General features: G+C 71.8%; 9 protein-coding genes and 1 tRNA gene. 6 read left to right on the top strand and 4 right to left on the bottom strand.

The features are described from left to right. Positions 1–35: 35 nt before the first annotated feature. Entirely contained in the window at positions 36–1,412 is a 1,377-nt protein-coding gene (locus tag ACFCZF_RS12515; RefSeq protein WP_376671641.1) for a tyrosine-type recombinase/integrase, read from the top strand. A gap of 134 nt (positions 1,413–1,546) precedes the next feature. Here ACFCZF_RS12515 and ACFCZF_RS12520 read toward each other — a convergent pair. Together ACFCZF_RS12520 and ACFCZF_RS12525 are read right to left on the bottom strand one after the other, a co-directional pair. After that, a tRNA-Ser gene (locus ACFCZF_RS12520) sits at positions 1,547–1,634 on the bottom strand. 62 nt (positions 1,635–1,696) lie between these two features. Continuing rightward, on the bottom strand, positions 1,697–3,202 hold the full coding sequence (locus tag ACFCZF_RS12525; RefSeq protein WP_376671642.1) for a S1C family serine protease: 1,506 nt from the start codon (positions 3,200–3,202) through the stop codon (positions 1,697–1,699). A 261-nt stretch (positions 3,203–3,463) separates the two neighbouring features. On the opposite strand from ACFCZF_RS12525, the gene ACFCZF_RS12530 reads away from it, so the two are divergent. The 3 genes from ACFCZF_RS12530 to ACFCZF_RS12540 all read left to right on the top strand — a co-directional run bounded on the left by ACFCZF_RS12530 (position 3,464) and on the right by ACFCZF_RS12540 (position 6,290). Then, positions 3,464–4,291 (top strand): glycerophosphodiester phosphodiesterase, encoded by an 828-nt coding sequence (locus tag ACFCZF_RS12530; RefSeq protein ID WP_376671643.1) that lies wholly within the window; start codon positions 3,464–3,466, stop codon positions 4,289–4,291. A gap of 214 nt (positions 4,292–4,505) precedes the next feature. Then, positions 4,506–5,057 (top strand): ATP-binding protein, encoded by a 552-nt coding sequence (locus ACFCZF_RS12535; RefSeq protein ID WP_375911412.1) that lies wholly within the window; start codon positions 4,506–4,508, stop codon positions 5,055–5,057. Positions 5,058–5,318: 261 nt separating this feature from the next. Next, positions 5,319–6,290: a DUF5926 family protein gene (locus ACFCZF_RS12540; protein WP_376671670.1), complete on the top strand. Its 972-nt coding sequence runs from the start codon at positions 5,319–5,321 to the stop codon at positions 6,288–6,290. A gap of 244 nt (positions 6,291–6,534) precedes the next feature. Here the strand turns inward: ACFCZF_RS12540 and ACFCZF_RS12545 are convergent, their stop codons facing one another. Continuing rightward, entirely contained in the window at positions 6,535–7,365 is an 831-nt protein-coding gene (locus ACFCZF_RS12545) for a hypothetical protein (protein ID WP_376671644.1), read from the bottom strand. A gap of 56 nt (positions 7,366–7,421) precedes the next feature. Beyond that, entirely contained in the window at positions 7,422–8,087 is a 666-nt protein-coding gene (locus ACFCZF_RS12550; RefSeq protein ID WP_375911409.1) for a bifunctional DNA primase/polymerase, read from the bottom strand. 637 nt (positions 8,088–8,724) lie between these two features. Here ACFCZF_RS12550 and ACFCZF_RS12555 point away from each other — a divergent pair. Together ACFCZF_RS12555 and ACFCZF_RS12560 are read left to right on the top strand one after the other, a co-directional pair. Then, complete coding sequence (locus tag ACFCZF_RS12555; protein WP_376671645.1) at positions 8,725–10,284, top strand: PP2C family protein-serine/threonine phosphatase; 1,560 nt, start codon at positions 8,725–8,727, stop codon at positions 10,282–10,284. 328 nt (positions 10,285–10,612) lie between these two features. Next, positions 10,613–12,115 carry an aminopeptidase P family protein gene (locus ACFCZF_RS12560; protein WP_376671646.1) on the top strand — a complete coding sequence of 501 codons (1,503 nt, stop codon included), beginning with the start codon at positions 10,613–10,615 and terminating at the stop codon, positions 12,113–12,115. The last annotated feature ends 76 nt before the right edge of the window (positions 12,116–12,191 follow it).

A 12,191-nucleotide genomic window follows, 5' to 3' on the forward strand; every position in this document is an offset into this window, starting at 1 on the left:
GCTGCGGCGGGGCCCCATCTCCATAAGGGAGCACAATGCACAGCTACGACGTGCGCATTTGGAACATCCGCAAGCGCTCAAGCAAGGCCGCCCCCTTCCAGCTCCGTTGGCTGGTCGCCGGCAGCGAGTTTCATGAGAAGTTTGCGACCAAGACCCTTGCGGATGCCCGCCGTGCGGAGCTGCTGACCGCGACCCGTAAGGGCGAGCCGTTCGACATGGAGACCGGTCTCCCTGTCTCGGAGGTGCGCGAGCGCAACCGCACGAGCTGGTACGTCCACGCCCGTGCGCACGCCGCGCGGAAGTGGCCGACTGCGGCGGCGAAGCACCGGGCGAGCATCGCGGAGAGCCTGACTGTCGCCACCATGGCGCTGTGCCCGGCAGGAAAGGGGCGCCCTGCGGACGACGTGTTGCGCCGCGCGCTCTATCAGTGGGCCTTCAACGCCGGACGGCACGACCAGGAGCCCCCGGAGGTTGAGGCCAAGGCGCTGGCGTGGGTGGAGCGCAACGCACCGGCCGTGGTCGACCTGGACAGTGCAAAGCGGGTGCGTACGGTGCTGGAGCACCTGGCCAAGCGTCAGGACGGGAAGCCGGCCGCCGCGAACACGTTCCGGCGTCGCCGCGCGGTGCTGAGCAACTGCCTGCGCCTGGCCGTCGAACACGAGCTGTTGCCCGGCAACCCCCTGCACCGCGTTCACTGGGAGACGCCCAAGGCAGTTGAGGAACTGGACGTGCGCAGTGTCGCCACGCCCGCTCAGGCACGGGCCCTGCTGGATGCGGTCCGTGCTCAGGGTCCCCGAGGTGCCCACCTGGTCGCGTTCTTCGCATGTATCTACTACGCCGCCATGCGACCCGAGGAAGTGTCCATGCTGAGCGCCGACCAGTGCGATCTCCCAACCGAGGGGTGGGGGCGACTCCTGCTCTCCGGTGCCCGCCCGCAGGTGGGCTCCGCGTGGACGGACGATGGCAAGCCCTACGAGGAGCGTCAGTTGAAGCACCGGGCTCGCCGCGCGGTCCGGCCGGTGCCCATTCCTCCGGTACTGGTCGCGATCTTGCGCGCTCACCTCGACGCGTTCGGCACCACGGACGAGGGCCGACTGTTCAGCGCCGTACGCGGTGGGCCGATCCGATCGCAGGAGTACGGCGCGGTGTGGAAGGAAGCTCGCAGAAAGGCGCTCACAGCCGCGCAGGTGGCCTCTCCACTGGCCGCCATCCCGTACGACCTGCGGCACGCGTGCGTGTCGTTCTGGCTTCGCTCCGGGGTGAGCCTTGCCGAGACCGCCCGACGTGCCGGACAGAGCGTCGCCGTACTCCAGCGCTACTACGCCAAGGTGCTGGACGGGGAGGAAGCCAAGATGAACGCCCTGATCGAGCAGGGGTTGGCGGAGCACGAGGACGGGGCCGAGGGGTCCTGATTCCTGGCCGCAGGTTGGCCGCACGCGCTGGTCAGAAGTGGGAAACCGGCGAGTCAGGGTGAGACAAGGTCAAGCAGAAGGGGTGCAGCTCCGGAGAGCTGCACCCCTTCTGACCTGCTAGGTCTCTGACCTGCTGGCGGTGGGTGTGGGATTTGAACCCACGGTGACTTGCGCCACGACGGTTTTCAAGACCGTTCCCTTAGGCCGCTCGGGCAACCCACCCCGCGCCGGTCGTGATCGGCGGCGCGGGACCAGGGTAGCGGGTCGGCGCGAGGGTGGGTGGGTCAGTCGTCGCCGATCTTGGAGCCCAGGGTGAGTTCGGTGGTGCGCTCGTTGCCGCCGCGCTCGTAGGTGACCGTGACCTTGTCGCCGGGCTTGTGGGTCCAGATCTCGCCGATCAGGGTCGGGCCGCTGTCGATCACGCGGTCGTCGAGCTTGGTGATGACGTCGCCGGGCTTGAGGCCCGCGTCGTCGGCGGGGCCGCCCGGCTCGACCGGCTCGGAACCGCCCACGCCCTGCTCGGTGAGCTTGGCGCCGTTCGTCGTCTCCTCGAGGGAGACGGAGGCGCCGATCTTCGCGTACACCGGCTTGCCGGTCTTGATCAGCTGCTTGGCGACGAACTCGGCCTGGTTCACGGGGATGGCGAAGCCCAGGCCGATCGAGCCGGCCTGGCCGGTGCCGAAGCCGCCGTTGCTCGTGGACTGGATGGCCGAGTTGATGCCGATGACGTTGCCCTGTGCGTCGAGGAGGGGGCCGCCGGAGTTGCCCGGGTTGATCGACGCGTCGGTCTGCAGGGCGCTCATGTAGGACGCCTTGCTGCTGCCACTGCCGTCGCTGGAGGCCACGGGGCGGTTCTTGGCGCTGATGATGCCCGTGGTCACCGTGTCGGACAGCCCGAAGGGGGCGCCGATGGCGATCGTGGAGTCGCCGACGGCGACCTTGTCGGAGTCGCCGAGGGGCAGCGGCTTCAGGTCCGAGGGGGCGTTCTCCAGCTTGATGACCGCCACGTCGTAGCCCTGGGCGTGGCCGACCACCTCGGCGGCGTACTTCTTGCCGCTGGGGAAGGTCGCGCTGAGCTTGCCGCCGTCGACCGCCTCCGCCACCACGTGGTTGTTGGTGACGATGTGGCCCTGCTTGTCGAAGACGAACCCGGTGCCGGTGCCGCCCTCGCCGTTGCTGCCCTCCGCCTGGATAGTGACCGTGCTGGGCAGCGCCTTGGCGGCCACGCCGGCGACCGTGCCCGCCTCACGCTTGACGGAGCCGCCGGTGTCGGAGGCGGAGACCGTCGTGGAGCCGGACTCGTCGTTGTTCTTGGCCAGGGTGTAGCCGAGGCCGCCGCCCAGACCGCCCGCGACCAGCGCGGCGATCAGGAGCGCGGCGACCACGCCGCCACGGCCGCGGCCCGACTTCGGCGCGGGCGGCTGGTACGAGGAGCCCCAGCCGCCGCCGGAGCCGTCACCGCCTCCGCCGCCGTACGACGGGGTGCCCGGCGGCGGGGGCGGCGGCCAGGAGGCGTCGGGGGCGGAGTGCCCCTGGGGCGCGGCCGGGCCGTGGGCGGCATGTGAACCGTGGGAGGCGGCCGGGTCCTGCGGAGCGGCTTGGTGCGGGGCGCCGGTGGGAGCGGCGGCCTGGCCGAAGCCGTCGTGCGGTTGCGGTCCCGTGGGCGTCTGGGAGGGCGGCTGGTCCGGGCGTGGCTCGGCCGGCGGGGCGGAGGCTGCGGGAGATTCCATCGGCACGGGAGGCGCGGACGGGGCCGGGGGTACCGCGGTGCCCTCGTTCTCGGTGCTCACAGCTTCTCTCCTCGTTCCACGGCTGTTTGTCGGTCGCACTGGTCGCGCTCAGCCACGCTCACGCGCTGCTCCACGGTCCGGCGCGACGCAGATGTGCGGTGTTTTCGTATGCCAACAGCTTTTCCCACGGGCCGTCAGAGCACCATAAGCGGTTGCTGTGGGTCCACGATCGACCTTTATATGGGTCATCTCAGACTAAATGGACGTTCGGCCGATGGCTCCGATGGCACGTCTACCCGCCCACGGTGGCACCATGACGCGGTGACCCACGCACGACAGCACCGGATCCAGGTCGTCGCCCACCGGGGAGCCTCCGAGGAGGCGCCCGAGCACACGCTGGCCGCGTACCGGAAGGCGATCGAGGACGGGGCGGACGCCCTCGAGTGCGATGTGCGCCTGACCGCCGACGGTCATCTCGTCTGCGTTCACGACTGGCGCGTCAACCGTACGTCCAACGGTCGCGGCGCGGTGTCGGCGCTGGAGCTGGCCGATCTGGCCGCGCTGGACTTCGGCACCCGCAGGACCCGGGAGTTCTGGCGGACGCGCGACGAGCAGCCCGACTGGGAACACCGGCCCGAGGACCGGGAGGAGACCTCCGTCCTGACCCTGGAGCGGCTGCTCCAGCTGGTGTCCGACGCGGGGCGGCGGGTGGAGCTGGCCATCGAGACCAAGCACCCCACGCGCTGGGCGGGGCAGGTGGAGGAGCGGCTGCTGATACTCCTGAAGCGGTTCGGACTCGACGCCCCGGCCTCGGCCGCCGAGTCCCCGGTGCGTGTGATGAGTTTCTCGGCCCGCTCGCTGCACCGGGTGCGGGCCGCGTCGCCGACCCTGCCGACCGTCTACCTGATGCAGTTCGTCTCGCCCCGACTGCGGGACGGGCGGCTGCCCGCGGGTGTCCGGATCGCGGGCCCCTCGATCCGGATCGTGCGGAACCATCCCGCCTACATCGAACGCCTGAAGCGGGCCGGTCACCAAGTGCACGTGTGGACCGTGAACGAGACCGCGGACGTGGATCTCTGCGCCGACCTGGGCGTCGACGCCATCATCACCAACCGGCCACGCGCGGTACGTGACCACCTCGGTCACTGATCCGTCCGTAAACCTTGACCTGGCGGCCCTTCTCCCGCATTCTCCGGTCTCGGCCACACCGACGAAATCCAGCCACGCGGTTACGGGGAGTGCTCCGGCGCGTTCGGTACGTGTTCGACCGTGTCGAATGCGTCACTGGGCGGGGACCGGCCGGTTTCCGGTTCAGGCCAGAAGGGCATCCACACCGTGGCGTGGGGCGAAGGAGGTCTCGGGGGTGGCGTTGGTGGTGGCACAGGAGGTGCCCACGTCGTCGAGCATGGCCGTTCCCCATGGCCCTGCGGGCGTGGGGAAAGCAAGGCACCGGATGCGGGAGCAGTTGCGCAGCGGCGGTGTCGCGGAATCGGTCATCGACGACGCCGTACTGGTCCTTTCCGAACTCTTGAGCAACGCGTGCAAACACGGCCGTCCACTGGGCGACGCCCTGGCCGGTGACGGCGACGTGCGCGCCGCGTGGCAGGTGGACCCGGGCGGCCGGCTCGTCGTGGAGGTCACGGACGGCGGCGGACCGACCCGCCCGGCCCCGGCGACCCCTTCGGTCACCGCGCACGGCGGCCGCGGGCTGAACATCATCACCGCGCTCGCCGACGACTGGGGCGTACGGGACGACGCGCGCGGTGAGGTCACGGTGTGGGTCGTCGTCCACGACGACGTGCACGACCCGGACGCCGGGCACCGGCGCGACGACTTCGCCACCCGGATCACGGCACCGGCGGTGTCGGAGATCCCCGGACTGGACTTCGCGGACGCCTTCGAGGACCTGGGCTGACCGTTTCCAGGACCTGGGCTGACCGGGCGGGCTCGCGCACTCTGACGGGGCGGACCCGCGCACGCTCCCCCGGCGGACCCTGGCAAGCCGACCAGGCGGGCCGGCGCGCGGGGAAGCCCAGGGGCAGCGAAGGGAAACCGAGGGGAGACCCCGGGGCGAGTCGTCCACGGGAGGCCGGTTGTCCACAGGGTCCCGTCGGCCAGGTTGTGAACGGCTAGGCTCGCGCCGTACGAGATGAGCCGCAACCGGGAGACACCCACGATGGCCAAGAAGCGACCCCAGACGAAGGCCAAGCGCCCGCAGCCCACCGGCGCTGACGGGAACTTCCCGGTCGTCGGCGCCCGCGAGCCCTGCCCCTGCGGCAGCGGCCGCCGCTACAAGGCCTGCCACGGCCGGGCCGCCGCGCAGGCCACGACCGAGCTCGTGCAGCGCCCGTTCGAGGGGCTGCCCGGCGAGTGCGACTGGGTGGCCCTGCGCGAGCTGGTGCCGGCGGCCACGGTCGGGCTGACCCTGAAGGACGGCCTGCCCGACGGCGTTCCCTCCGTCACCCTGGCCACGGTGCTGCCGATGGCCTGGCCGGCCCTGCGCCGCGACGACGGCTCGGTCCTGCTCGGCCTGCAGAACGACACGGCGTCGGGCGACATCAGCCGCGACCTCGCCGACACCCTCCAGCGTGCGCTGACCGCCGAACCGGGTACTCCGGTGCAGGGCCGCCGCGCGCCGGCCGACGGCCCCCGGCTGCAGGACCTGCTCGCGCCCGAGGGGGCGTTCGAGCCGGCCGTGCACGAAGGCTTCGAGTTCTGGGTCCCGGACCCGGAGAACGCCACGCCGGAGGTGTCCGCCTCCCTGGAGCGTGCCAACGCCGCGGCCATCCCGACCGTCCGGCTCCAGGGCGTGGACGCCGCCTACTGGTGCGAGACGCCGGACAAGAACCACCTGCGCTGGGTCATGCCGCACGAGGAGGAGCGGCTTCTGGACGCTCTCGCCCGGCTGCACGCCGCGGGCCGGTCGTCTCTCGGCGAGGGCACCCGCCTGGTCGGCTCCTTCCGCGCGCACGGGCTCACCGTCCCGGTGTGGGACCTGCCGAGCGAGGTCACCGCGCAGGACATCGAGAAGCCGGCGGCCGAGTTCGCCGAGCGCCTCGCCGAGGCCCTGGCCACCGACGCCCCGCTCGCCCCCGACGAGCGCCGGGCACGCGGCGGCCTGACCAACCGACAGGTAACCCTCAGCTGACGCACAGCCGCGGGGACCGGCCCGGCTGACCGACCGGTCAGCCGGGGCTCCGCTCCGGGAACGCGTGACTCCGGTCACAACTCCCGGCGTAGACGGGCCAGTCGGTGACCGGAAAACAAGAGATCGAATTTGCTAACCGCCGATCTCTTGTTACCGTTCGAGTAGCCCGGTTGCTGGTGCATCCCCCGTCGCCAGCAACCGGGTCTTTCCATGCGCCCGGTCGCACACGCACCGCAGTCGTTCGTCAACTCGCCGTTTCCGCAGGTGAGTTGCCCGCGCCGACTCCGCCGCGCCCAGCCTCCCCACCGCTCCCGGCGCCTCCGTTGCCGCCACTGCTCCCGCCGCTCCCGCCGCTCCCGTCGAGCCCGTCGCCCCAGTCACGCTCGTCGCCCCCGTCGCCCCCGTCGCTGCGGTTGCTACCGGTACGCAGCAGCAGCGGCCCGTACCCGGCCCGCGCCGCGAACTCCGCGACCGCGGTGTACGCCGTCGGCCCGCCCCGGACGCGTTCCCTGGGCGTCTCGCAGGTGCCCGGTGCGTCCTCGGCGCCCACCGCGCAGCGCGTCCGCACGCTGCGCCCGTCGGGCCCCATGAAGCTCAGCACGGATTCGAGCGGGTCACCGGTCGCGTTGCGGTAGTAGGTCCGCGCCCAGGTCTCCGTCCCCTGCGTCACGACACAGGTCTGCGCCTCGACCCCCTCGGGCGAGGTGAGTTCTGGGCCACAGCGCACGGCGGTGGCCGGGCCGGGAGGCAGCGGCGAACGGGCGGCCGCGGCCGGGGCACGATCGGCTCCTGCGGGCGCCTTTCTGTCCCCGCCCTGCGAGAGGAGACGGACGGCCGGAGGCTTCTTCTCCGCCCCGTCACCCGGGGGCCCCGCGAACGCCACGGCGAACGGCAGCACGACCGCGCACACCACGACACCGACGAGCCCGTACAGACGGACTCGTCGGCGGTCCGGCCCGCCGCGGCGCGGCCCTGCACGGTCCGGCCCGGCGGCGCGGTGCGCCCTGGCGGCACGGTCCGGCCCGGCGGCACGGTGCGGCCCGGCGGCGCGGTGCTCCCCAGCATGAAGCGGCATGGGGCGGACGATAACGACCACAGGCGTGCGAGGACTTCCGCGCACGCCGGACACCCCTACAACTCGGGCGCGCTCACACCCGTACGAGTGAGGGCGTCGACCACGGCGTCCACCACGGCCTCCACGTCGGGCACCCAGGGTGAGGCGGAGCCGGGCAGCGGCGCCCGCTCCCAGCGGACGGTGCCTCCACCGGTCTCGGACGGGGGCAGCGCGAGATAGCCGCCCTCGCCGTGGAAGCGCAGTGAGCCGGGGACGAAGTCCTTGGCGTAGAGCAGCTCGCCCAGCTGCTCCATCGAGTACGGCTTGACCAGCAGCGACCAGCGGGTGGGCGAGGCGACGACCGGGCCGAGCCGCAGACCCGCGCGGTCGAGCGCGGCAAGGGCGTGGGCGGCCGGCAGGGCGGGCAGGGAGACAGCGCACGGGGCGATGCCCCCGGTGGCCAGGACGATCGGCGCGGTGGGGCGGTTGGTCCACCACCAGCGCACCATGCGCCCGTCGGTGGTGGCGGCGAGGAGGCCGGGGTCGAAGGGGTGCGCGCCGGGCACCGTGCACTCCGGGTCGGGGCAGCCGCAGCGCGATCGCGCCCGCGGGTCCGCCGCCACGCCCGGGAGTACGGGCCACTGCCATTGCGTCGCGTAGGTCAGGGCCGCGCCGATCAGCTCAGGCCGTCCGTCGTCGTGCTGGGACAAGAGCCTGCGTCGCCTTCCGAGGATCTCGCGCATGAGCGCTCGTTCCTTTCCGTTGCACGCCTGGCAACACCGTGGTCACATCACACCATGTGTCGATCTCTTCGCTGTGCGTAGCTGGTGGCGCATCACACCCCTGCCGAGAAGGACATCACTGCCAAGGGCAAGGGAAACCCCTGTGGGTCGAGCACTGACTGCGTCCGCGGCGGTTCCGTCCACACTGCGTCTATCAAAAGCATGGGCGTGGCGCAGGGGTGGCGAAGTCTGGCGTTTACCGTCCCGCGTATTTCTCTCCGCCTCCGCCACGGGAGGATGGGGCACGGTCGTCGGTGGATAGGACGCCCGGGTCCGCCGCCAGGTTCCAGGTGGCCCCCAACCACCCCTGGCCTTCTCCGAGTACGTACCCATCACGACCGCTGTGACGCTCCGTAAAGCACCCCCAGTCGACCGCAACAAGGCGTCCCCTGGGGCAGTTTCAAGCCAATTTCGCATTTCCGCAAGAGGTCGGGAAGGAGGTCACTCGCACCTCACGGACACCAGGAATCCCAGCAGGACAATGCTGGACATCTCCTTACGAGTGCGTGTACATGTGGAGACACTGCTGGCGGCGCAGAATGACATGGGGGTTTGCGATGCTTTTGAGCAGTAAGCGCCGGTCGGAAGGCCGGACGCCATGAACGCCCCGCACCCTGCGAAAGTGGCCGGAATCGATTCAACGGTTCCGTCCCCCGCACACACTGTCGCGTCCGCCGCCCCGGGCGTCTCCCCGGCCACCGCCCCGAACGCCACGGACGCCGCGGACGTCACGGCCGCGTCGGGAGCCCCCTGCGCCCCCGGCGCCCTGCTCCAGGACCGGCTGGCCGGCTGGGTGTCGGACCTGACGACCCTGCACGAGCTGACCGAGCGCCTGGTCCGTACGGACTCCCTCTCCGAAGGCCTCCAGGAAGTACTGCGCGCCGGAGCCGCCCTGGTGGGCGCCCGGCGCGGTCTCGTCGTCCTGGAACCGGCCGACGGACTCGGCCCGGACACCGCCGTCGGCCTCGGGCTGACCCGCGCCGACCTCGGCCATATGGAGACCGTCCCCCGAAGTGCCCTGTCCTACGGGCGGATTCTGGACGGACTGCCGGTCAGTACGGACGGGGTCGCCGAGCCCGACCTGTTCGCCGAGAAGAATCTCGACCCCCGCCACCGCGAGGTCGCCGCCCGCCTCGGCTACGCCGCCAGCTACGCGCTCCCCCTGTCCGCCGAGGACACCGGAGATGCCGGGGACGCCGGGGACGCCGTGACCACCGGGATCAACAGGTCCAACGGGGCCACCGGGGCCACCGGGACCAACAGGTCCACTGGGGCCACCGTGGCCAACACGCCCGCCGCGGCCACCGGCCGCCTGGGCGCCGCCGTATGGCTCTACGACGAGCCCGCCGAACCGGACGAGCGGCAACGCCATCTCGCCGGCCGCTACGCCCGGTACGCCGCCCAGCACCTGGCCCGCCTGCTGGAAGTCGAGCGCACGCGCGCGTGCATGGCGACGATGGCCGAGGAACTGCTGCCCTCCCGCCTGCCGCGGGTGCCCGGCGTGCAGATCGCCGCCCGGCACCGCACCGGTCCGCGCGGGGGCGGCGATTGGTACGACGCCCTGCCGCTGCCCGACGCCGCGCTCGGTCTCGCCGTCGGGTCCGTCACCGGGTCCGGACCCAGCGCGGTCGCCGCGATGGGCCGGCTGCGCGCCTCCCTGCGGGCGTACGCCGTGATGGAGGGCGAGGACCCCGTAGCCGTCCTGTCCGACCTGGAGCTGCTGCTGCGCCTCACCGAGCCCGCCCGCTCGGCCACCGCCCTCTTCGGCTACTGCGAGCCCGCGCTGCGCAGGATCACGCTGGCCGGCGCCGGGCACAGCCCGCCGCTGCTGATCGGGGAGCGGCGCACGGAGTTCGTCGAGACCTCCGTCTCCGCGCCGCTCGGCATGCTCGCCTGCTGGGAGGCGCCGAGCGTGGAGCTCCAGGCCGAACCCGGAGAGACGGTTCTGCTGTACACCGACGGACTGTTGCACCGAACCGGCGACCCGGCCGACCGGGCCTTCGCCCGGCTGCACGCGGCGGCGGCCGGCGTACCCCGGGCCGAGCGCCACGACCCGGACGCCGTCGTCCAGCACGTCCTGCGCACGGTGCTGCCCGACGGGAAGGCCGAGGCCGACTCCGAGGAGGACGTAGTCCTGCTGGCCGTCCGGTTCGAATAACGAGCCCGGACCGAATGACGGGCCCAGCCCTAATGACGAGCCCGGACCGAATGACGGACCCAACCCGAATGACGGGCCCAGCCCGAATGACGGACCCAGCCCGAGAGCCCGGCCAGAACAACGGTCCCGGCTGCTCCGAAACCCGCCCCACCCGCCCCACCCGCCCCCGATCCGATATCGGGCCGATCCGAATATCGGGCACTGACACCCCGCACGTCCCGCATAACGGACGGTAGCGCCTCCGTGTAACAGGCCCTTCGACCCTGGGCCCCCTTCCGTACGACCGTACGATGGGGGGTGGTCCAGTGCCGTATCAAGGAGGATGACCGTGGCGGAGGAGCTCACCTCGGAGAACCCGGAGAACCCGGAGATCTCGGAGAACCCGGAGAACCCGGAGAACCCGGAAGAGTCCGAAGAGCCGATCAAGCAGCGCAAGAACGGCCTGTACCCGGGCGTGTCCGACGAGCTTGCCGAGAACATGAAGTCCGGCTGGGCCGACACGGAGCTGCGCGACCTGGAGCCCGTCGCCCAGGCCGCCGAGACCGCCGCCCGCCGCGCCGCGCTGTCCGCCCGCTTCCCGGGCGAGCGCCTGGTGATCCCCGCGGGCAACCTGAAGACCCGCTCGAACGACACGGAGTACTCCTTCCGCGCCTCGGTCGAGTACGCCTACCTCACCGGCAACCAGACGGAGGACGGCGTCCTGGTCCTGGAGCCCAAGGGCGACGGCCACACCGCGACGATCTACCTCCTGCCGCGCTCCGACCGTGAGAACGGCGAGTTCTGGCTCGACGGCCAGGGCGAGCTGTGGGTCGGCCGCCGCCACTCCCTCACCGAGGCCGAGAAGCGCTACGGCATCCCCGCCTCCGACGTGCGCGAGCTGGCCGACAGCCTGCGCGAGGCCACCGGCCCGGTGCGCGTCGTGCGCGGCTTCGACGCCGGCATCGAGACGGCCCTGACCGACAAGGTCACCGCCGAGCGCGACGAGGAACTGCGTGTCTTCCTCTCCGAGGCCCGCCTGGTCAAGGACGAGTTCGAGATCGGTGAGCTGCAGAAGGCCGTCGACTCCACCGTGCGCGGCTTCGAGGACGTCGTGAAGGTCCTCGACAAGGCCGAGGCGACGAGTGAGCGCTACATCGAGGGCACCTTCTTCCTCCGCGCGCGCGTGGAGGGCAACGACGTCGGCTACGGCTCCATCTGCGCCGCAGGACCGCACGCCTGCACCCTGCACTGGGTACGCAACGACGGCCCGGTCCGCTCCGGCGACCTGCTGCTGCTCGACGCGGGCGTGGAGACGCACACGTACTACACCGCGGACGTGACGCGCACGCTGCCGATCAACGGCCGCTACAGCGAGCTGCAGAAGAAGATCTACGACGCCGTGTACGACGCCCAGGAGGCCGGGATCGCGGCGGTGAAGCCGGGCGCCAAGTACCGCGACTTCCACGACGCGTCCCAGCGCGTGCTGGCCGAGCGGCTCGTCGAGTGGGGCCTGGTCGAGGGCCCTGTCGAGCGGGTGCTGGAGCTGGGCCTGCAGCGCCGCTGGACGCTGCACGGCACCGGCCACATGCTCGGCATGGACGTCCACGACTGCGCCGCCGCGCGCGTGGAGTCGTACGTCGACGGCACGCTGGAGCCCGGCATGGTGCTCACCGTCGAGCCGGGCCTGTACTTCCAGGCCGACGACCTGACCGTGCCCGAGGAGTACCGGGGCATCGGCGTCCGCATCGAGGACGACATCCTCGTCACCGCGGACGGCAACCGGAACCTGTCCGCCGGGCTGCCGCGCCGGTCGGACGAGGTCGAGGAGTGGATGGCGGCGCTGAAGGGCTGATCCACGGTTCGATGGCCGGGTACCGCACGGGGTACCCGGCCATCGACGTGCCCAGGGGTTCGCGGAAAGGGTCCGC

The sequence above is a fragment of the Streptomyces sp. NPDC056296 genome, from assembly GCF_042268605.1.
Taxonomy (GTDB): Bacteria; Actinomycetota; Actinomycetes; order Streptomycetales; family Streptomycetaceae; genus Streptomyces.